Here is a 21,236-nt window from a genome sequence, read left to right as displayed (position 1 = left end):
GCTGGATGACCATGCGCGTAGATCAATCGCACGCGGCGCGGCGGGGAAACGCCGGCGGTCCCGGGAGAAGTCGCCAGCGCGGTAGCGTCGCGATCATGGCGACGATCTGGGCGCTGGTTGCGATCATTATCCTAGGCGCGATCGACGTCGGCCATTTCTATGCCGAAAGACGTCGGATGCAAGCGGCGGCCGATTTGGCCGCGCTCTCGGCGGTCTCTCAGGTTACGGCTGATTCGACTTGCCAGGCCGCGAGGACCGCAGCCAGTCAAATCGCGAACCCGGCGACGAATGCATTGCCGCAGGGTTCGAAAGTTTCCGTGTCGTGCGGTATCTGGACCGCACCTCAAGGCAGCGGCAGCGCGCAGTTCACATGGGTGTCGGGCGACCCGATCAGCGGCAACCAGTGTGCGGGTCTGTCGGTCGGAGCGATCAATGGGCAGCCGACCAACGCCGTTTGCGTCACGGTGGCCGAGCCGGTCGACGGGATTTTTCGCGGTGGCGTCACGATCAGCGGATCTGCCATTGCCAAGAGCTTACCCACCGACACTTTTACGCTGACAACGTCGGTTGCGGCGTTGAATGGAGGCTTGGCCAACCAGTTACTCAAGGCGCTGACTGGATCAAACGACAACGCGCTGAATCTCCAACTGGTTGACTATCAGGGACTCGCACAAGTCAATTTGAAGCTAGCCGGCATTCTCGCCAATCTCCCTGTCGGCACCGGTACGGGCGTGCTGAATGGCACCGTGACGCTCGGTCAACTGGCCAATGCCGCGGTACAGGCCGCGACGCAGCAAAGTGTGGCCGCGGCGAACCTGACGGTGCTGAACGCACTGGTTATCGCCCTTTGTCCGGGCGGAGTCTGTGGTGGGCCGCAGATCGCGCTCGGTCAATTGGTTTCCGCCGCGACCGCGACGGGAAGCTCTGCCGTCAATGCCAGCGTCAATGCGCTCGGCTTGCTGTCGACGGCATTGCAGATCGCGAACGGCACGAATTCGGTCGACATTCCAAGCGTCACGGTTCAGACGCCCACGGTGCTTTCACCGCTACTGAATGTGACCGTATCGGGTTCAGTCAAGTTGGGAGCCAATCCGCCGTCTATTGCGAGCGGTTCGCCCGGGCCGTCGAATTGCGGGACATCCGATTGCACAACCAACACGTCCACCGCGCAGGGCAACGTGTTCCTCAATACGTCGATCTCGCTGCTGTCGACATGCTCTAACGGCTCGCTGGTCTTTCCGGGAGGCAGTTGTCCGTCCGGCACTGCGACGCCGCTGGCAGCGGTGCAATTGCCCATCACTGCATATGTGGCGCCAGCGAGAGCAGGTCTGATGTCTGTCACCTGCACGTCGGACGGCGCGAAAAGCGCGCAGGTCAACGTGCAGACTGGGGTGGTGGCCGTCTATATCGGCGGCACGGCGAATACGCCGATCAACCTCAGTGCGCCCAGCGGTTATGTGCCCAACAGCAGCGCCACGCCGATTACGCTGGTGTCCGTCAACCTCCAGAGCCTGCTCAATTTGTTGAACCTTGGCGGCTTGGTTTCCGGGCTGACGACGTTGGTCAAAACCCTGACGCTGGGGATCGTCGACCTGACCGACGTTTCGCTCAACATCAACTTGTTGCCAGGACAGTTGACGGTTCCTGTTGCCAATCAAAGTCCGACACCGCTGGTGTTCACGTATCCCGGGCCTGGATCGTCTGCTTCGCCGAACCCGGCATCGCCGTACATGCTTGGCACGGGAACGGATCAGTTCCTGTCGCCAGCTGTTCAAGGTATCTTGAACAGCGGCTTGTCGTTGGAAGTGAAGGCCAACAGTGGCGTGCTTCAGTGGCTGAGCGTCATCGCGAATCCCATATTAAACGTTGTGACGGGGCCAATCCTGAACGCGCTGGCAACCACGCTCGTTCCGCTCCTTCTGCAACCGATCGATTCGCTCCTGACTTCCGTCACGGGCCTGCTAGGCCTGAGCTTGGGGAACGCCTATGTCACCAACACACCGGATTCGATCAAATGTGGCGATCCCATGCTGGTTCAATAAATGCCTGAACGGTCCGTTATCGAAGCGGGCAGCATCGCCGTCGTCCGCATCCAGCCACCGATCCGCAACGCCAAGCAACCCGTCAATTACTGAAGCCGCATCCGAAACATGAGAACCACGCCCGCAATCGAAGAGCTCGACCTGTACGTCTGGGAAGGCAAGGCGGACATCGTCGACCGCGTCGCCCGATGCATGGCGAGCTTCGACGTCGAAGTGATCCGCGCCGACAACGCGGCGGTCTCGCCCGAGCGCGCCGCGATGCGGCGGTCGCTGGCGATCATCAGCGTGACGATGATCGAAGGCGGCGCGGCATTCCTGCGCGACTGGCAGGCCAACATCGGCATGCCGGTGGTGTGGGTCGGCGCGGCGCGCGACCACGACGCGTCGCAGTACCCGCCCGAGTATTCGCACATCCTGCCGCTCGATTTCACGTGTGCGGAATTGCGCGGCATGATCGGCAAGCTCGTCACGCAACTGCGTGCGCACGCAGCCGAAACGTTGCAGCCATCCGAACTCGTCGCGCACTCCGAATCGATGCAGGCGCTGCTGCACGAAGTCGATACGTTCGCCGACTGCGACACCAACGTGCTGCTGCACGGCGAAACCGGCGTCGGCAAGGAGCGCATCGCGCAACTGCTGCACGAAAAGCATTCGCGCTACCGGCACGGTGAATTCGTGCCGGTGAACTGCGGCGCGATTCCGGACGGCCTGTTCGAATCGCTGTTCTTCGGCCATGCGAAAGGATCGTTCACGGGCGCGGTTGTTGCGCATAAAGGCTATTTCGAGCAGGCGGCCGGCGGCACGCTGTTCCTCGACGAAGTCGGCGATCTGCCGCTGTATCAGCAGGTCAAGCTGCTGCGGGTGCTCGAGGACGGCGCGGTGCTGCGGGTCGGCGCGACGGCGCCGGTGAAGGTGGATTTCCGTCTGGTCGCGGCGAGCAACAAGAAGCTGCCGCAGCTCGTGAAGGACGGGCTGTTCCGGGCCGATCTCTACTACCGGCTCGCGGTGATCGAGCTGAACATCCCGTCGCTGGAGGAGCGCGGCGCGGTGGACAAGATCGCGCTGTTCAAGTCGTTCGTCGCCGAGGTGGTCGGCGAGGAGCGGCTCGCCGAGCTCTCCGATCTGCCGTACTGGCTCACGGATTCGGTCGCGGACAGCTATTTCCCCGGCAACGTGCGCGAACTGCGCAACCTCGCCGAGCGCGTCGGCGTGACGGTGCGGCAGACGGGCGGCTGGGATGCCGCGCGGCTGCAGCGGCTGATCGCGCATGCACGCAGCTCGGCCCAGCCGGTGCCGGCGGAGAGCGCGGCCGAGGTGTTCGTCGATCGCAGCAAGTGGGACATGAACGAGCGCAGCCGCGTGATCGCGGCGCTCGACGCAAACGGTTGGCGTCGTCAGGACACGGCCCAGCAGCTCGGTATCAGCCGCAAGGTATTGTGGGAAAAAATGCGCAAATATCAGATCTTCGACGAAGAGCCCGAGACCCGCGAAAGCGAGTAATTAATGAGATAAAATCGCGGTGAATTACAACGACTCGGGCGGGAATAAAATTTCATGAGCCATATGACGGGGTTGGGGCGGGTGAGCGTGTTGCTCGCCATGATGGGAGGTATGCAAGGCGCGTTCGCGCAGGGGCTGGCAGGCAGCGATTCGTCGACGGTGCAGCAGGCGCCGGCGGTGCAGCAGGCGTCGGCGCCGGTGGCCGCGATTCCGGTGATCGATTCGCAGGCGCAGACGCCGGTGCAGCCGCAGGCCGGCGAGACGACGGGGCCGAGCACGGTCGACGATTTGCAGCGTCAGATCCAGGCGCATTCGCTGACGGAAATGCGCACGAGCTACAACGGCAGCTACGGCGCCAGCCTGCTGTTCAACGTCAAGGACGGTGCGTACTTCATCGCGTTGTTCCAGCAGAAGGCGTTCTGGCGCGTGATCAAGACTTACGACGAAACGCGAGCGGAAGCGATCTATCGCGATTTCTCGCATCAGGCGGAGCGGCTGGCCGTCAACGAACTGCGGGCGGCGAAGCTGGAATCGCAGAAGGCGCAGATGGACAAGCAGATCGAAGTTACGCAGGACCGCGCGCGGCGTTTGCAGGCGGATATCTCGATCGCCCGCCAGCAGCAGGCGGCGGTGGCGGATCGGCAGAAGAGCGTGCGGAGCGAAACGGCGGCGCTGCAGGCGCAACAGGCTCAGCTGCAGTCGCAACTGCGGGCGTTGCAGCAGCAGGTGCGTTCGCTGCAGCGCGAGGCCGACGCGGGCCTGCCGACGACGGCCCGCTGAACCCGGTGACGGCGGCGCGGCGACGCGCCGCATCGGTCGTACCAGTGAAAAGGGCAAGCCGGATGGCTTGCCCTTTTTGTTTTACTGGCCGTCCGGCACGATTCGCCGGCGGCGCGTCACGATGACTGGCCCATTGCCGCCGCGGGAATCCGACGGCGCGGCGTTGCCGGAGGCATCGCCGGTGTCGCGCGGCGCGCCGTAGCTTTCACGCGGCTCGCGCGGTGCGCCGTAGCCTTCGCGCGGCTCACGCGAACCGTAGCCTTCACGCGGCTCGCGGGAGCCGTAGCCGCTGTCGCCGCGCGATTCGCGCGGGCCGCCATGCGAGCCGTACGGGCTGTGACCGCCGCCTTCGCGGCCGCCGGGGCGACCACCGGTGCGCGGGCCGCGGGGGCCGCCGCCGGGGCGCGAGCCGCCGGTGTCGAGCTGGATCGTGGAAATCGCACGCTTGTAGATGCCTTGCAGACCCACGGGGGTGCGCAGCATCACCAGATACTGGTCGAACGACTCGATACACCCCGTCAGACGAATGCCGTTGACGAGATAGATTTCAACACGCTTACGTTCCTTGCGTGCCGAATTGATGAAGTCGTTTTGCGGATGGGATTCTGCGGGATTGGCCATTGAGGTGCGGCAGGAGCCTGCGTCAGAGAATATGTTGTGCGTGTGTGTGGCGTGTTCGTCCACAAGGCGTTTGGCGGAATTCTACCTTGTTCGATAGGGAAGCGCGCAGTCGTGATTGTGTCGAACCGTAACCCACTATAGACGTTCCGGCGCATTTTCGCGATTAGGCCGAACGGCCAAAGTCGTTTCGTTACGTCGCGTTACGACTCTCGCAGCCCCGTATCACCTCGGTGCAGGCGCCGCGCTTACATTAATCGCGTGAGCCGGGCGGGCCGGCTTATCAGGGATCCGGAGCATGAACAAGAGGCAAGTGGCAGGAATGATCGGGAGCATGGCGTTGCTCGCTTCCGGTAGTGCAATGGCGGGGCACGTGGATCTGTCGGTCGGCATCGGCGTACCGGTCGCGCCGGTCTATGTCGAGCCGGCGCCGGTCTATGTGGCGCCGCAGCCCGCCGTCGTCGCCTATCCGGGCTACGGATACGGCTATTACGGCGATGACGACGACGATCGCTACCGCAAGTGGCGCAAACACTATTACAAGCACTGGCATCGGCACCACGGCGACGACAATGACGATTGAGCCCGTGCTGGCCCCGCCGGCGCGTATCAGAACGCGTAGTCGGGGTTTTTCGGGTCGAATGCGGTGTCGTCGAGCGGCGTCGGTGCGATTTTCTCGATGACGATCCGCTCGAAGATCTTGCCGTCGTTGTCATAGGATTCGACGGTCCGAAAATAGGGCGCGTGCAGGTCGAGCCCCAGTACCTCCTTTTTCGCATAGAACTGCGGCCGGCCGGTCGGCGTTTCGTAGGTCAGCGCGACGACGCGCACGCCGCCGATCGTTCTGGCTTCCACGTCGGTCGGCCGCTGCACGCCGGCTTCCAGGTATTTCTTCCCTTCGGTCAGGTACAGGTTCGCAATGAACTCGGTGCCGAGATCCTTCACCTGGTGATTCGACTGGGCGCGCGCGAGCGCGCCGTCGATCGCCGTCCATAACGGAATCTTGCCGAGCAGGCCGCCGAGATGGCCGTACATTTCGTCCTTGCGCTGCGTCGTGTCGTAGATCGTCTCCTGTCCGGCATGCGCGCCGCCCGGCAGCCATTTCGCATACACGCGCAGTGGCTCGCGGGTCGTCTTCACGAGCATGCGGTCGGGCGTGTCGGACCATTTCCCGTTGATGCGCTCCTGGCGCACCATCGTGAACTGGTAAGACGGATAACCGTTGGGGCCGTTACGGATATAGAGCGGCACGGCCAGCGGATCGAGCGCCTTGAAGAGCGCCGTGAGCGTCGCATCGTCGAGTTGCGCGAGCGTGCCGCGCTGGGCCGCCGTGCGCAGCCAGCGCGCCTGCTGCGCGAGCGGCTCGCGCGTGACCTTCGCGAGATCCGCGGGGAGCGCGGCGGCCGGTGCCGCGCTCGCGGCGTCGGCCTGTTCCTGTGCATGCAAGCCCGCCTGCGCGAGCGACAGCACGCATGCGACGGCTGCCGCGGCGGCATGCCGCGCGCGGCGCTTCGTTCCTTCTTTCATCGATGGCGTCTCCCGGAGCGAGGGGGCGTTCAGTCTTGCTTCGCCGCCTGGATTTTGGCGAGTTCCTCGTCGCGCAGCGCGCGGCGCAGGATCTTGCCGACGTTCGTCTGCGGCAGTGCGTCGCGGAACTCGACGAATTTCGGCATCTTGTAGCCGGTCAGGTTCTTGCGGCAGTGCGCGAGTACATCCTCGGCCGTCAACGACGGGTCGCGACGCACGACGAACACCTTGATCCGTTCGCCCTGGACCTCGTCCGGAATGCCGATCGCCGCGGCTTCGCTGATGCCGGGATGCATCACGAGCACTTCCTCGATCTCGTTCGGATATACGTTGAAGCCCGACACGAGGATCATGTCCTTCTTGCGATCGATGAGGCGGATGAAGCCGCGCTCGTCCATCACGCCGATGTCGCCGGTGGCGAGCCAGCCGTCGGCGTCGATCACCTTGGCCGTCTCGTCGGGGCGCTGCCAGTAGCCGCGCATCACCTGCGGGCCGCGCACGCACAGCTCGCCGGGCTCGCCGATCGCGGCCCAGGTGCCGTCCTCGCGACGAAAGCGCACGACGGTCGACGGCGCGGGCAGGCCGATCGAACCGCTGAACGCGGCCATGTCGTTCAGGTCCACGGGATTCATCGTGACGATCGGCGAACACTCGGTGAGGCCGTAGCCTTCGACCACCGGGCGGCCCGTCACCTGCTGGAAGCGCTCGGCGACCGCGCGCTGCATCGCCATCCCGCCCGCCATCGCGAGCTTGAGCTTCGAGAAGTCGCGCTTGCGGAATTCGTCGTTGTCGAGGAATGCGTTGTACAGCGTGTTGATGCCGGTGATCCCCGTGAACGTCTCGTGGCGGATGATCTTCATCACCATCTTCATGTCGCGCGGGTTCGCGATCAGGATGTTGCGTCCGCCGAGCCCCATGAAGATGAACGCGTTCACCGTCAGCGAATAGATGTGATAGAGCGGCAGCGGCGTGAGCACGGTTTCGACGTCGCCCGACACCTGATCGGCGATCCAGGCCTTCGCCTGCAGCAGGTTCGCGATCAGGTTGCCGTGCGTGAGCATCGCGCCTTTCGCGACGCCGGTCGTGCCGCCCGTGTACTGCAGGAATGCGAGATCGTCGCGCGTGGTCTGCACCGGTTGCGGCTTGCCGCGCGCGCCGAGCGCGAGGGCGGAGCGCAGCCGGATCGCCTGCGGCAGGTGATAGGCCGGCACGAGCTTCTTCACGTGCTTCAGCACGAAATTGATCAGGCGTCCTTTCGCGTTGAAACCGTCGGAGAGCAAATCGCCGAGCGCGGTGACGACGATGTGTTTCACCTGCGTTTCCGGCAGCGCGTCCTGCAGCGTGCGCGCGAAGTTCTCGAACACGACGATCGTCTGCGCGCCGCTGTCCTTCAACTGGTGCGCGAGTTCGCGCACGGTGTAGAGCGGATTCACGTTGACGACGATCGCGCCGGCCTTCAGCGTGCCGAACAGCGCGACCGGATACTGGAACGTGTTCGGCAGCATGATCGCGACGCGGTCGCCGGGCTTCACGCCGAGGCTTTGCAGATACGACGCGAACGCGTCGACTTTGCGCGCGAGCGTGCGGTAGGTCATCGATGCGCCGGCGCTCACGTAGGCGACGCGGTCGGCGAAGCGGGTCGTGCATTCGTCGAAGAACTGCACGAGCGACGCGTATTGCGTGACGTCGATCTCGTGCGGGACGCCGGGCGGGTACGACGCGTACCAGATGGCATCGGTGTTCGGCGGAATGTGGGCCGAGGTGGGTGCTGCGGAAGATGACATGACGTGTCTCCGGTCTTGGCGCTCGGCGAGGGTCGGCGCGCCAGCGCCAGCCCATGCTCCGTGCTTCGCGGCCGGTTGACGCGGGCGCCTCGACGCCGCGCACGACCGCGCGTATCAATCAAATCGTGAACAGGAAGCCGCGCGTGGCCTCGCGCGCTCAGTTCGTGGAATGCAGCGGCGCCGTCTCGGCGGCGGTCGGGCCCGACTGCGGCAGTCCGAATGCTTCGCTTGCGCCGGCGTCGTCGAGCACCGCCGCGAAGATCGACAGTTGCGCGCTGTCGGGCATCGGCGCCTTCAGCGCGGCGACGATCAGCGACGACAGCCGCGCGATCATCTGCACGTCGTTCATCGTGCGGCCTTGCGAGAATTCGTCGATCAGGCTTTCCGTTTCGGCGCCCGCGAGCGCGCCGGACAGCGCGCCGATCGCGAAGTGCAGCCGCCAGCCGAGCTCGGTGCGCGGCAGATGCGGCAGCGCGCGCTGGAAGGCGTCGAAGAAGCGGCCCGCGACGCTCGCGTAGTGCGCGGTCAGGAAGTTACGCACGAACGGCGAAGGATCGGTGTAGGCGCGGCCGATCAGCCGCAGAAACCCCGGCCCGCCGCGTTCGGGATCGCGCGATGCTTTGAGCGCCGGAATGAACATCGCGCCGAGCACGTGCTCGCAGGTAATGTGCGTGCCGAGCTGCGCATCGAAGCGGTCGAGGATGCCGAGGCGCTCCTGGTTCAACTGGTCGAGCCGGCGCGACAGCATCGCGTGGATGAGCGCTTCCTTGCTGCCGAAGTGGTAGTTGACCGCGGCGAGATTGACCGCCGCGCGCGAGGTGATCTGCCGCATCGACATCGCTTCGAAGCCATGTTCGATGAACAGATCCTCGGCCGCATCGAGAATGCGCGCCTTCGTCCCGCCGGTCTGCCGCGTGCCGGATGACCGCGCCCCGGACGACCGTCCCGCAGATGGCCGCCCCTCCTGACTTACTGCCATGTTCCGCCTCCCATGCCGGTTGCCCGGCCGCGAACAGGTGATTTGATTATCTGATTCAAACAGTCGTTTTCATTAAGATAAAAAAACGCGGGCGGACCGGGCAAGCGCGGAATCTGGACCAATTCCTCTAGTTCGATGTGCAGGTGCGGAAAGCGCTGCACCCGCTCCCGGCAGGGCGGGGCGCGCGCGATGATGCGATGCCGCAACGTGCGGGTTCACACGGCGGTGGTACGCGTATTGACCGATTGCGTCATGTCGATACCGCGCCGCTCACGGCTGAACAGGATCAGCACGGCGATCGCGACGGCGACGATGCCGGCCACGAGCGCGAGCGCGAAGCCGTAATCGTTGTGGTTCGACACGGCGAGCGACGCCTGCATCGTCGCGTTGCCCGACGCGAGCAGGTTGCCGAGCTGGTAGACGACGCCGGGGAAGGTCGCGCGGATCTCGTCGGGCGAGATCTCGTTCAGGTGAACCGGTATCACGCCCCACGCGCCCTGTACCGAGATCTGCATCAGGAACGCGCCGGCGGCGAGCGCGATCGCGCCGCTCGAGAACGCCCACAGCGGCAGCACGGGCAGCGCGATCAGCGCGGCGATGAAGATCGCGCGGCGTCGGCCAATCCGCTCCGAGATCGCGCCGAACGACAGGCCGCCGACGATCGCGCCGATGTTCAGCACGATCGTGATCCACGATACGGTATGCGGATCGAAGCGATGCTGCTCGCGCAGGAACGTCGGATAGAGATCCTGCGTGCCGTGCGAGAAGAAGTTGAACGCGGTCATCAGCACGATCGCGTAGATCGTGAGCTTCCAGTTCTGCTTCAGCGTGGCGCCGAGGCTCGGGCGCGGGCGCTTCTCCATCTGTTTCCATGCCGGCGATTCGGGCACGTGCGCCCGCACGTACAGCACGAGCAGCGCGGGCAGCACGCCGACCATGAACATCCCGCGCCAGCCGATGTATTGGTAGAACAGGCCGAACACGACGGATGCGAGCAGATAGCCGCTCGGATAGCCGGCCTGCAGCAGCCCCGACACGAAGCCGCGCGCGTGGGTCGGCACGGTTTCCATCGTCAGCGCTGAGCCGACGCCCCATTCGCCGCCCATCGCGATGCCGAACAGCGCGCGCAGCAGGAGCAGCGCGGTCAGGCTCGGCGCGAAACCCGACGCCAGTTCGAGCAGCGAATAGCACGCGATGTTGACCATCAGCGTCGGGCGGCGACCGAAGCGGTCGGCAAGTCGGCCGAAGATCAATGCGCCGAGCGGGCGCATCGCGAGCGTCAGCGTGAGCGCGAACGCGACGGCGGGAATCGTCGACGAGAATTCCGCGGCGATGTCCTTCAGCACGAAAACCATCAGGAAAAAATCGAATGCATCGAGCGTCCAGCCCAGGTAGGCGGCGATCGTGACGTTGCGTTGCTCGCGGGTCCAGCTCATGTCCGGGGTCTCCTCGTTGGCTTGCGCGCTCGCGATTTGCATGCGGATGCCGGCCCGGCTCGCGCGCGGCGCGGGGGCACTGATCGAGTGTAGGCTTGCGCGCTGCGCGATGTGGAGCGCGATAACCGCGAATCGGGAATAATCCCTACGAAATGCACTGTTTCGGAAACGGAAACGGAAACGCGCGACGCACGCCACAGGTATCTGTATCCTTTCGGAAGGATTTTTGTATCAGTTCTGTAATGCGCTCGATGCGCAACGCCACCGCATCAGGAGTCCCGATGAATGACCGTTCTGCCGACACGTTGCCCGTGCTCGAAACCGCGAGGCTGTGGCTGCGGCCGCGTGTGCTGGCCGATCTCGATGCATGCATCGAGATGGATCGCGATCCCGAGGTCACGCGCCACATCGCGGGCCCGTGGCATGACCCCGACGAGCATCGGCGCTTCGTCACGCACCGGATCACGCGCGACTATCCGCCGGGCCTCGGCTACTGGTCGATCTTCGAGAAGGCCGTGCCCGAGGCGTTCATCGGCTGGATCCTGCTGATTCCCGACTATCAGGACGGGGCGCGCGACGTCGAAATCGGCTGGCGGCTCGTGCGGGCGACGTGGGGCCGCGGCCTCGCGAGCGAGGCCGCGGCGGCCGTCGTGCGGCATGCGTTCGACACCGTGCGCCTGCCGCGCGTGATCGCCGATATCGCGCAGGCCAATCATGGCTCGCTGAACGTGGCGCGCAAGCTCGGCATGCGGCGTGTCAGCGTCGTGCACGACGGCATTCCTTACATTCGTCATCGTCTCGAACGCAACGATTTGCGCGCGTAGTGCGACGTCGTGCGGCGTCGTGCGCGCGGGCAGGTGTCGGAGATCGTCAACCGGACGCACGTCGCGTGCCATGAGGGATTAACGGCTTGCGCGATCAGGAGTATCGTTGCCGGAAATTCGCAACATGGGGTACGACCATGGCACTCGGCAACGACGTTCATCTCATTCCCGTCAGGCTCGACGCGCTGCGTCCGACGCAGATGACGGTCGGCTATCGCGAAGTCAAGGCAAAGCGCAAACACTGGAAGGCGCTGAACAAGCGCGCGCGCAAGGCCGCGATCGAATCGCACTGGTTCCCGGCCGTCCTCGGCCCGGACGGGCTGCACTACATCACCGATCACCACCATCTCGGCCTCGCGCTGATCGAGGAGGGCGAGGCGCGCGTGAACGCGATGCTGCTGAAGGATCTGTCGTGGCTCGACGACACGATCTTCTGGCGGATGATGGAACACAACCAGTGGGTGCATCCGTTCGGCCCGGACGGTTCGCGGCGCGGCTATGCGCATTTGCCGAAGGCGCTGACGGGGCTCGAGGACGATCCGTACCGCAGCCTCGCCGGCGAGCTGCGCACGGCGGGCGGCTATGCGAAGGACGCGACGCCGTTCAGCGAATTCCTGTGGGCCGACTATCTGCGCCAGCACGTATCGCTCGACCAGATCCGCAAGAACTTCGCGAAGGCGCTCGATATCGCGCTGCAGCGTGCGCACGACCAGGACGCGCGCTATCTGCCCGGCTGGTCGGGCGTGATCGCCGTCAAACCCTGACCGGCGCCGACCGCCTCATGACGACCGCCCCGATCCGCCCTGACGCCGGCCCGCAGCGTCCGGACCATTTCGCGGCGCTCGACGCGCCGCCCGCACCGCGCATGCGGCGCGTCGGCCTCGATGCGCTGGCCGGCCTGTCGATTGCCGGCCTGCTGATTCCCGAGGCGGTCGCGTATGCTGGGCTCGCCAACCTGCCGCCGCAGGCGGGCCTCATCGCGCTGCTATCGGGGCTCGTCGTCTATGCGCTGACGGGCAGCAGCCGCTTTGCGATCGTGTCGTCGACGTCGTCGTCGGCCGCGGTGCTCGCCGCGACCGTGCTCGCCGAATCGGGAATGGCGCTGGATGCGCAGCTTGCGCTCGCGGCGGCGCTCGTCGCGATGACGGGCGTGCTGTTCGTCCTGGCCGGCGTCGCGCGGCTCGGCGGCATGTCGGATTTCGTCGCGCGGCCCGTGCTGCGCGGCTTCACGTTCGGTCTCGCGCTGACGATCGTCATCAAGCAGCTCCCGAAGATTCTCGCGATTGCCGTGCAGCACGGCGATGCGCCGCACGTCGCGCTCGACCTGCTCGCCGGCGCGCCGCACGCGAATCTCGCGAGCGCGGTGCTCGGCGCGACGGCGCTCGCGTTGCTGTTCGTACTCGGCCGCGGCTCGCGCGTGCCTGCGACGCTCGTCGTGATCGTGCTGTCGATCGCGGCGGGTTACGCGATCGACTGGCAGCGGTACGGAATCGCGGTCGTCGGCCATATCGATTTCCGGCACCTCGAATTCGGCTTGCCGTATCTCGACCGCAACGCATGGATGCAGACGGTCGAGCTCGCATTCGCGCTGATGCTGATCCTGTATGCGGAGTCGTACGGATCGATCCGCAATTTCGCGCTGAAGCACGGCGATACCGTGTCGCCGAACCGCGACCTCGTCGCGCTCGGCTGTGCGAACCTCGTGTCGGGCCTGCTGCACGGGATGCCGGTCGGCGCAGGCTATTCGGCGACCTCGGCGAACGAGGCGGCCGGTGCGCGGTCGCGCGTGGCCGGCCTGTGCGCGGCTGCCGTGGTCGCGCTGATCGTCTGGCTGCTGCTGCCGCAGCTCGCGCGTACGCCCGAGCCCGTGCTCGCGGCGATCGTGATCTTCGCGGTCAGCCACTCGCTGCATCCGTCCGTGTTCCGGCCGTACTGGGCCTGGCATCGCGACCGGCTCGTCGTGATCGCGTCGCTGCTCGCGGTGCTCGCGCTCGGCGTGCTGCACGGGCTGCTCGCGGCCATCGGCGTGAGCCTGCTGCTGACGCTGCGCAAGTTGTCCGAACCGAACGTCAGCGTGCTCGGCCGGCTGCGCGACAGCCACGATTTCGTCGACGTCGCGAGCCATGCCGACGCGAAGCCGGTGCCGGGCGTGCTGATCGTGCGGCCCGAGGCGCAGTTGTTCTTCGCGAATGCGGACCGGATGCTCAATCGCGTGCGTGCGCTGATGAAGGCCGCGCCGGACACACGGACCGTGATGTTGAGTCTCGAGGAAACACCGGATGTCGACGGCACGACGATCGAATCGTTGCGCACGTTCGCGGCCGAATGCGTAGCGCGCGGGCTGCGGCTCGCGCTCGTGCGGCTCAAGGTGCACGCGCTGCATGCGCTGCGCCGCGCGGCGGACGACACGCTGCACGACGTTGCGATGTCGGAACTGAGCGTCGACGAGAGCCTGCAACTGTTGCAGGCCGGCAGTCCGCCGAACGGCAGCGACGGCACGCCTGCCGCGTGACGGCGCGGCGCGTCGGCGCCGTCTATCGCGAAAGCGCGGCGCCGGCGGCGGTGCGCTCGATCATGTCGGTCACTTCCGCGGCCGTCGGCGCATAGGCGCCCGCATGCGCACAGGCGACGGCCGCGCACGCGGCCGCGTAGCGCAGATGCTCGGCGGCCGACGCTTCGGGCCGTGCAAGCTGGCTCGCGAGCCAGCCGCCGATGCTCGCGTCGCCGCAGCCGACCGTGTCGGCAACTTCGGTCGGGAACGCGGGCTGGAACAGCACGGTATCGCGATGCAGCAGTTGCATGCCGGCTGCGCCGCGCGTGACGAGCATCGTCGCGTCGGGCGCCCACGCGCGCAGCTGCGCGAGCGCGGCCGCTTCGTCGAGTTCCGGAAACAGCCCGCGCAGATCCTCGTCGGATACCTTGATCCAGTCGGCGAGCACGGTCAGCCGGCGTAGCGTGTCGCGATACGACGGCGCGGCCATCGGCGCGCGGAAGTTCGGGTCGAACGAGATTCGCTTGCCGGCCGCGCGCGCGGCCTGCGCGAGCGCGACCAGGCGCGACGCGAGCGGCTCGCGCACGACACCGAGCGAGCCGACGTGCACGATGTCGGCGGCGTCGAAGGCGCCGGCGGGCAAGTCGGCCGGATCGAACGCGAGATCGGCGCTGTTTTCGCCGATGAAGAAATAGTGGGGCGGCTGCTTCGATACGACCATCGCGAGCAGCGGTGCGCGGTCGACCTGCCGGATGAAACGCATGTCGAGCCCGGCGTCGGCGCTCTTGCGCATCAGTTCGTCGCCGAAGATGTCGCGACTCACCGTGCCGGCGAAGGCCGTCGGCGCGCCGAGTCGCGCCGCGACGCGCGCGACGTTCCAGCACGAGCCGCCTGCGATGCTGTGCCAGTGCCGTGCGTCGTCGCGGATGAAATCGGTCAGCGCTTCGCCGAAAACGATCAGGCGGGGAAACGTCGTCGTCATGTTGAAACCTCGTGCCGCGGCGTCGCGTGCGGCCGTACGGCAGTTGATCTGAATCCGAACAGGCGGGCAGTGCCGGCGCGTCGCGCGGCGACGCGGCCCGGCACCGCCCGGCCTCGCGGGCGGGTCGCCGCGATCAGCGCGGGGAACTCCAGCCCTTGTAGGTCTTCACGTTGTCGCGCGTGATGAGCGTCGGCTCGATCAGGATCATCGGGTTGGCCGGTTTCTGGCCGTTCATGATTCCGTAGCCGACGTTGACGGCCTGCTGCGCCATCGCCCACGGATCCTGGCTCGACGACGCCTGCACGAGCGTGTTCGACTTCAGTGCCGCCTCGATGTCGGGCGCGCCGTCGACCGACGTGATCACGATGTTCGGGCGGTTCAGCTGTTTCGCCGCGAGATCGCTGCCGATCGCCTGCGGGTCGTTGATCGTGAACACGCCGTCGAGCTTCGGAAAGCGCGTCAGGTAGCCCTGCATCGCGTTCATCCCGCCTTCGCGCGAGCCCTTGCCGTCCTGGTCGCTCGACAGCAGCTTGATGCCGGGATTCTTCGCGAGCACGGCCTTGCAGCCGTTCACGCGATCGATCACGGCCGACACCTGCGGGCCATTCTCGATGATCACGTTGCCCTTGCCGTTCAGCTTCTTCGCGAGGTAGTCGCACGCGAGTTCGCCGGCCTTCACGTTGTTGGTCTGCACGGTCGCGTTCGCGCCGGCCGCCGCGACGTCCACCGCGACGACCGTGATGCCGGCTGCCTGCGCCTTCTTCACCGCCGGCTCGATCGCCTTCGGATCGGTCGCGTTGAGCAGGATCATGTCGACGTGCGCGGAGATGAAGTTGTCGATCTGCGTGAACTGCTTGTTCAGGTCGTAGTCGGCCGATACGGCCGTGATCTTCGCATTGGGGTTGAGCTGCTTCGCGCGCGCTTCGGCGCCCTTCACGATCGTGACGAAGTACGGGTTGCCGAGCGACCCGACCGTGACGCCGATCGATTTCAGCGGCTTGTCGGCTGCATGGGCGGCGCCGGCGCCGAAGGCGAGTGCGCAGGCGGCGGCGGTCAGGGCGGCGGTGTGCTTGAACATGTCGTTGTGTCTCCGTGAGGTCTGTTGGCGAACGGGCGCAGGAGCACCTGCCTGCGCGCCGATGGTTGAGCGATGAGGAAAGGGTTGTCAGGTCCGGGCCGAGTCGCGCTGGCGATAGCGGTCGAGCGCGACCGCACCGATGATCACGAGCCCCTTGATGATGTACTGCCAGATGTCGGACACGCCGAGCAGCACGAGGCCGTTGGTCAGCACCGCGATGATCAGCGCGCCGATCAGCGTGCCGACGATCGAACCGACGCCGCCGACGAAGCTCGTGCCGCCGAGGATCACCGCGGCGATCGCGTCGAGCTCGTACGACTGGCCGAGCTGCAGGCCGTTGGCCGCATACAGGCGCGCGGCCGACATCACCGCGCCGAGGCCCGCGAGCAGGCCCGACGCCGCATACACGAACATCTGGATCGCCCGCACGTTGATGCCGGACAGGCGCGCGGCTTCCGGGTTGCCGCCGACCGAATAGATCCGCATCCCGAGCACCGTGCGGCGCAGGATGAACCACGAGATCGCGATCACCGCGCATGCGATCACGACGAGCCACGGCACGCCGAGGATCGAGCCGTTGCCGATGAACGCGAACGGCAGTTGCGGATTGAACACCGTCGTGTCGTTGCCGATCAGGCGCGCGACGCCGCGCACGGCCGTCATCGCGCCGAGCGTGACGATGAACGGCGGCAGGCGCAGGAACGAGATCAGCCCGCCGTTGATCGCGCCGAACACGAGGCCGACGGCGAGCGCGAACGGCACGCCGAGCCAGCCCCAGCCGGGAATGGTCGACGCGAGCAGCGCCGCGACGGCCGCGGCGGCGAGCACCGAGCCGACCGACAGATCGATGCCGCCCGTCAGGATCACGAAGGTCATGCCGGCGGCGAGCACGATGTTGATCGACGCCTGCTGCGTGACGATCGACAGGTTCTGCAGCGTGAAGAAGCCGTCGGTCAGGAAGCCGAAGCCGACGCACAGGACCAGCAGCACCGGCAGCATGCCGGCCGTGCGAATCAGCGATTGCATGCGGGCGCGATGATCGGCGCCGCGCATCAGGGGCGTGCGGTTGGCGACCGGATGGGCGGTCGCGGAAGCGAGGTTCCGCTGCTTGGTCGGGTTGATCATTTCGGTACCTTGAAAGAAGAGGGAAATGAAGGGGCCGTGGTCAATGCGCGTCGGCCAGTTCGGCCTGCGAGCCGGTGGCGAGCGCGATGATCGCTTCCTGCGTGATCGGCGTCTGCGTGTGGCCGCCGAGTTCGCCCGCGATCTCGCCTTCGCGCATCACGAGCACGCGGTCGGCGACGCCGATGATTTCCGGCAGCTCGCTCGAAATCACGATCACGCCCACACCGGCACGGGCCAGTTCGTTGATGATCCGGTAGATCTCGGATTTCGCGCCGATGTCGACGCCGCGCGTCGGTTCGTCGAGGATCAGCACGCGCGGCTTCGTTTCGAGCAGGCGCGACAGCAGCACTTTCTGCTGGTTGCCGCCCGACAGCGCGCCGACGTTGACGTTCGCGTGCGGTACGCGGATCGACAGCGATGCGATCGCGTCGCGCGCGCGTTCGGCGCCGCGGGCGAGATCGAGCGCGCCCAGCCGGGCATCGCGGTTGCACACCGAGATGTTGATGTTGTCGCGCACGCTCATGTCGAGGAACAGGCCTTGGCGTTTGCGGTCCTCGGTCAGGTAGACGAGGCCCGCGTCGATCGCGTCGCGCGGCGAGTGCGCGCCGAACGTGCGCTCGCCCAGCTTCACGTCGCCGCGCACGCGCGGCTCGGCGCCGAAGATCAGCCGCGCGAGCTCGGTGCGGCCCGCGCCGACGAGGCCCGCAATGCCGAGCACCTCGCCCGCATGCAGGTCGAGGCTGCAGCCGCGCACGCGCGTGCCGTCGGCGATGTCGCGGACCGACAGCAGCAGGTGGCCGGGGTCGTAGGGCGCATGTTCCTTCTTGTAGAAGCCGGAGATGTCGCGACCGACCATCATCGCGACGAGCCGCTCGGCCGACAGCGCCGCGCGCTCCAGCGTGCCGACGTACGCGCCGTCGCGCAGCACCGACACGCGGTCGGACAGTTCGTAGATCTCGGCCATCCGGTGGCTGATGTAGATGATCGCAAGGCCTTCCTCACGCAACTGGCGGATCAGGCGGAACAGGTGTTCGGTTTCGCGCGACGACAACGGCGTGGTCGGCTCGTCCATCACGAGGATGCGGGCGCGGGTGTGCACGGCGCGTGCGATTTCGACGAGTTGCTGTTCGGCGATCGACAGCGTGTCGACGAGCGTGTCGGGCCCGAACGGGGCGCCCAGGCGCGCGAGCACGTCCTGGCAGCCGCGCGCCATCGCCGCGCGGTCGATGGTGCCCCAGCGCCGGTTGCCGCGGCGCAGTTCGCGGCCGACGTAGATGTTTTCCGCGACGGTCAGGTTCGGCGACAGGCACAGCTCCTGGTAGATCACCGCGACGCCGGCATCGCGCGCGGCGAGCGGGCCGTCGATGTCGATGCGTTGGCCGTCGATCAGGATTTCGCCGCCGGCGTCGGCGCGATAGGCGCCCGACAGGATCTTCATCAGCGTCGATTTGCCCGCGCCGTTCTCGCCCATCAGTGAATGGATCTCGCCCGGATAGACGGTCAGGCTGACGTTGTCGAGCGCGCGCACGGCCGGGAACGTCTTGCTGATTCCGCGCATCTCGAGCAACGGACGGGGCGACTCAGATCGCGACATGGTTGACCTCCTGCGAGTCGGTGCGGGCGCCCTTGAGGATGCCGGCCCGCGGGGAGAAGTTGAAAAACATCGGCAGCGTGGCGGCGCCGATCGCGCCGGCGTCGGCGCCGAACGTGCCGCGCACGAGCACGGGTGTACCGCGTGCCTCGGGCGCGGTGGCCACGAGTGCCGCGCGCAGGCGGGTCGTGACTGCGTCGAGCAGGCCCGCGTCGGTGTCGGCGTCGATCACGACCACCGGCGCGTCGATCACGCACAGCACCGCGCGCAACGCCGGCGCGAGCGCGTCGACGCAATCGTCGATCCATTCGTCGACGGCCGGCAGGCCACGGGCGATGCATGCTTCGAGATCGGCGCGGTTCTCGACCGTCTCGCCGCGATGGCGCAGGTGGCGCACGAGCGCATGCAGCGAGGCGCGCGCGAGCAGGATGTCCCATTGGCCGCGCGGCGGCGGCGCGGACGCCAGCCGGCTCGGCGGCACCGGAATCACCGCGATGTCCCCCGCGTTGCCGGTCACGCCGCGCAGGCAGTCGCCGTCGATCGCGATCCCGCCGCCGATCGCCGGCCCGATGAACAGGTAGACGAAGTCGTCGCACTGCCGGCCGTACCCGTAGAACAGTTCGGCGATCGCCGCTGCGTTGCCGTCGTTTTCGCCGAAGACGGGCAGCGACAGCGTGCGACCGAGGTCGGCCGCGAAATCGACGTCTTCCCACGCGCGGAACGTGTCGGGCGCGAGGCCGAGCTCGCGCATCCACGCGCCGAGGTTGTACGGTTGCGCGACGCCGATGCCTGTCAGGCGGGCGCGTTCATGGTCCGGGAGCAGGGCCTGCATCGCATCGATGTCGTGACGCACGATCTCGAGCACGTCGGCGGGCGGGGGAAGCAGCGTGTCGTGCGAGCGGCGGCCGAGCACGTCGCCCGCGAAATTGACGAGCGCCGTCTCGATGCGCATCCGGTCGAGATGGACGCCGATGCCGAACGCGCCGCGCGGATCGAGCCGGATCAGCGAAGCCGGCTGGCCGCGCTGGCCTTCGGTGCGGCCGGCGAATTCGATCAGCTTCGCGTCGGCGAGCGACGCGATGATGCTGCCGACCGCCGTACCCGTCATGCTCGCGAGACGGGCGAGATCGGCCTTCGATGCGCTGCCCGCGCGGCGCAGCGTCTTCAGCAACAGGCGCTCGTTGTAACGGCGCACGTTGGCCGAATTGCTTCCCTGGCCGAAGTGCGGGCTTCTCATGGCGTCTCCTTCCATGTCGCACCGCTCGGCGGTGCATTAAATAAATCACGTTGATTTATTTAACCGCGTGAGCGAAGACCTGTCAGCCTAGGGAAATCCCGGTTCTGTTTCGTGAAGGGCGAGGGAAAGGGGCGGGCGCGGACACCCGAAATCGGGGAGGGATTGCAGATGGCCTGCGATGATTCCGGGCCGGAAATGAAAAAAGGCCGGCTAAAAGCCGACCTTTTCAAAAACAGATGGTGCCCAGGAGAGGACTCGAACCTCCACGGTGTTGCCACCGCTAGGACCTGAACCTAGTGCGTCTACCAATTCCGCCACCTGGGCACGTTTCGCTTGCTGCGATGCGAAGACCGCTATTGTAGCGTGTCTTCACGGGCTGTCAACATAATTTTAGGACGCGAACCAAAATAACGGGCACCTTGGTGGAGCCGAAGCCCGTGCCGAACATGCGCATCGATTCGGAGGCTCGAAATGAAAAAAGGTCGGCTGAAAGCCGACCTTTTCAAAAACAGATGGTGCCCAGGAGAGGACTCGAACCTCCACGGTGTTGCCACCGCTAGGACCTGAACCTAGTGCGTCTACCAATTCCGCCACCTGGGCACGTTCGCTTGCTGCGATGCGAAGACCGCTATTGTAGCGTGCCGGGAAAGTCTGTCAATACAATTTCATCCGGCCACATAAAAATATTTTGCCGCCCTGGCGGGGCGGCCCGGCCTCTCACACGCCGACCGGCTCCGCGCGATTCGCCGTGAAATTCCAGCGCTGCGCTTCTTTCGTGTCGACCCGGGTCGGCAATACCCCGGCCGCGAAGAACGTGTCGGCGATCTGCTGCTGTTCGCCGAAGTTTTGCACGATCACCGGCCGCACGAGGTAGCTGCGTCGCGCATTCGCACGTGCGATCGTCGCGGCGTCGAGGCCCCAGATCGGCGCAAGCGTGTTCGCGGCTTCCTGCTGGTGATCGCGCAGCCACGTGCCCGTCTGCGACAACCGGTCGAACAGGATCCGCACGGCGTCCGGGTGGGCGGCAGCGAAGCCGCTCGATGCGAGGTAGTAGCGCTGATACGATGCGAGTCCGCTGCCGTCGGTGAGAATCCGCACATCGGGATGCTGGTCGACCGACGCGATATAGGGATCCCACGTGATCCAGGCGTCCACGCTGTCGCGCTCGAACGCCGCGCGGCCGTCCGCGGGCGTCAGGTAATGGATCGCCGTATCGGCGGGCGCGAGCCGCGCGCGTGCGAG

At 66.3% G+C, this 21,236-nt stretch carries 17 protein-coding genes, 2 tRNA genes and 1 pseudogene; 7 read left to right on the top strand and 13 right to left on the bottom strand.

Annotation, left to right across the window (positions count from 1 at the left end; all coding sequences use genetic code 11):
- Positions 1–5 precede the first annotated feature (5 nt).
- From WT24_RS31860 to WT24_RS01270, 3 genes are all read left to right on the top strand, one after another.
- Positions 6–2,042 carry a pilus assembly protein TadG-related protein gene (locus WT24_RS31860; protein WP_306453328.1) on the top strand — a complete coding sequence of 679 codons (2,037 nt, stop codon included), beginning with the start codon at positions 6–8 and terminating at the stop codon, positions 2,040–2,042.
- Between the two features lie 108 nt (positions 2,043–2,150).
- Positions 2,151–3,542, top strand: a complete 1,392-nt coding sequence (locus WT24_RS01275; protein WP_059499032.1) for a sigma 54-interacting transcriptional regulator — start codon at positions 2,151–2,153, stop codon at positions 3,540–3,542.
- Between the two features lie 54 nt (positions 3,543–3,596).
- On the top strand, positions 3,597–4,322 hold the full coding sequence (locus WT24_RS01270) for a DUF2968 domain-containing protein (protein ID WP_059499031.1): 726 nt from the start codon (positions 3,597–3,599) through the stop codon (positions 4,320–4,322).
- Positions 4,323–4,403: 81 nt separating this feature from the next.
- Here the strand turns inward: WT24_RS01270 and hfq are convergent, their stop codons facing one another.
- Complete coding sequence (hfq, locus tag WT24_RS01265) at positions 4,404–4,943, bottom strand: RNA chaperone Hfq (RefSeq protein WP_060030596.1); 540 nt, start codon at positions 4,941–4,943, stop codon at positions 4,404–4,406.
- A gap of 295 nt (positions 4,944–5,238) precedes the next feature.
- Between hfq and WT24_RS01260 the strand changes: the two genes are divergently transcribed.
- Positions 5,239–5,523, top strand: a complete 285-nt coding sequence (locus tag WT24_RS01260; RefSeq protein WP_060030594.1) for a PXPV repeat protein — start codon at positions 5,239–5,241, stop codon at positions 5,521–5,523.
- Positions 5,524–5,549: 26 nt separating this feature from the next.
- Here the strand turns inward: WT24_RS01260 and WT24_RS01255 are convergent, their stop codons facing one another.
- From WT24_RS01255 to WT24_RS01240, 4 genes are all read right to left on the bottom strand, one after another.
- Positions 5,550–6,467, bottom strand: a complete 918-nt coding sequence (locus tag WT24_RS01255; RefSeq protein ID WP_060030591.1) for a DUF1571 domain-containing protein — start codon at positions 6,465–6,467, stop codon at positions 5,550–5,552.
- Positions 6,468–6,496: 29 nt separating this feature from the next.
- Positions 6,497–8,251, bottom strand: coding sequence for an AMP-binding protein (locus WT24_RS01250; protein ID WP_059789778.1), 1,755 nt, complete (start codon positions 8,249–8,251; stop codon positions 6,497–6,499).
- A gap of 157 nt (positions 8,252–8,408) precedes the next feature.
- Positions 8,409–9,230: a TetR/AcrR family transcriptional regulator gene (locus WT24_RS01245; RefSeq protein WP_059499026.1), complete on the bottom strand. Its 822-nt coding sequence runs from the start codon at positions 9,228–9,230 to the stop codon at positions 8,409–8,411.
- A gap of 215 nt (positions 9,231–9,445) precedes the next feature.
- Positions 9,446–10,666 carry an MFS transporter gene (locus tag WT24_RS01240; RefSeq protein ID WP_060030588.1) on the bottom strand — a complete coding sequence of 407 codons (1,221 nt, stop codon included), beginning with the start codon at positions 10,664–10,666 and terminating at the stop codon, positions 9,446–9,448.
- A gap of 281 nt (positions 10,667–10,947) precedes the next feature.
- On the opposite strand from WT24_RS01240, the gene WT24_RS01235 reads away from it, so the two are divergent.
- From WT24_RS01235 to WT24_RS01225, 3 genes are all read left to right on the top strand, one after another.
- Positions 10,948–11,490, top strand: coding sequence for a GNAT family N-acetyltransferase (locus WT24_RS01235; RefSeq protein WP_060030664.1), 543 nt, complete (start codon positions 10,948–10,950; stop codon positions 11,488–11,490).
- 137 nt (positions 11,491–11,627) lie between these two features.
- Positions 11,628–12,254: a ParB-like protein gene (locus WT24_RS01230; protein ID WP_059499023.1), complete on the top strand. Its 627-nt coding sequence runs from the start codon at positions 11,628–11,630 to the stop codon at positions 12,252–12,254.
- A 17-nt stretch (positions 12,255–12,271) separates the two neighbouring features.
- Positions 12,272–14,002, top strand: a complete 1,731-nt coding sequence (locus tag WT24_RS01225) for a SulP family inorganic anion transporter (RefSeq protein WP_060030584.1) — start codon at positions 12,272–12,274, stop codon at positions 14,000–14,002.
- Between the two features lie 22 nt (positions 14,003–14,024).
- On the opposite strand, the gene WT24_RS01220 is transcribed toward WT24_RS01225, so the two are convergent.
- From WT24_RS01220 to WT24_RS01185, 8 genes and pseudogenes are all read right to left on the bottom strand, one after another.
- Positions 14,025–14,963, bottom strand: coding sequence for a carbohydrate kinase (locus WT24_RS01220; protein ID WP_060030581.1), 939 nt, complete (start codon positions 14,961–14,963; stop codon positions 14,025–14,027).
- Positions 14,964–15,096: 133 nt separating this feature from the next.
- Positions 15,097–16,041: an ABC transporter substrate-binding protein gene (locus tag WT24_RS01215; protein ID WP_059499020.1), complete on the bottom strand. Its 945-nt coding sequence runs from the start codon at positions 16,039–16,041 to the stop codon at positions 15,097–15,099.
- An 87-nt stretch (positions 16,042–16,128) separates the two neighbouring features.
- Positions 16,129–17,166 carry a ribose ABC transporter permease gene (locus tag WT24_RS01210; protein WP_034207155.1) on the bottom strand — a complete coding sequence of 346 codons (1,038 nt, stop codon included), beginning with the start codon at positions 17,164–17,166 and terminating at the stop codon, positions 16,129–16,131.
- A gap of 40 nt (positions 17,167–17,206) precedes the next feature.
- Entirely contained in the window at positions 17,207–18,760 is a 1,554-nt protein-coding gene (locus WT24_RS01205; protein ID WP_059499019.1) for a sugar ABC transporter ATP-binding protein, read from the bottom strand.
- A complete protein-coding gene (locus tag WT24_RS01200) occupies positions 18,747–19,994 on the bottom strand; it encodes an ROK family protein (RefSeq protein WP_034207157.1) in 1,248 nt (415 codons plus the stop codon). The genes WT24_RS01205 and WT24_RS01200 overlap by 14 nt, the downstream gene beginning before the upstream one ends.
- 237 nt (positions 19,995–20,231) lie before the next feature.
- A tRNA-Leu gene (locus WT24_RS01195) sits at positions 20,232–20,318 on the bottom strand.
- Between the two features lie 189 nt (positions 20,319–20,507).
- Positions 20,508–20,594 (bottom strand) — tRNA-Leu (locus tag WT24_RS01190).
- Between the two features lie 117 nt (positions 20,595–20,711).
- Positions 20,712–21,236 (bottom strand): annotated as a pseudogene (locus WT24_RS01185) (aliphatic sulfonate ABC transporter substrate-binding protein); the annotation flags it as partial.

The organism is Burkholderia sp. MSMB1078WGS (assembly GCF_001528895.1).
In the GTDB taxonomy this organism is placed as follows: Bacteria; Pseudomonadota; Gammaproteobacteria; order Burkholderiales; family Burkholderiaceae; genus Burkholderia.
This window is presented reverse-complemented; position numbering and strand designations above follow the sequence as displayed.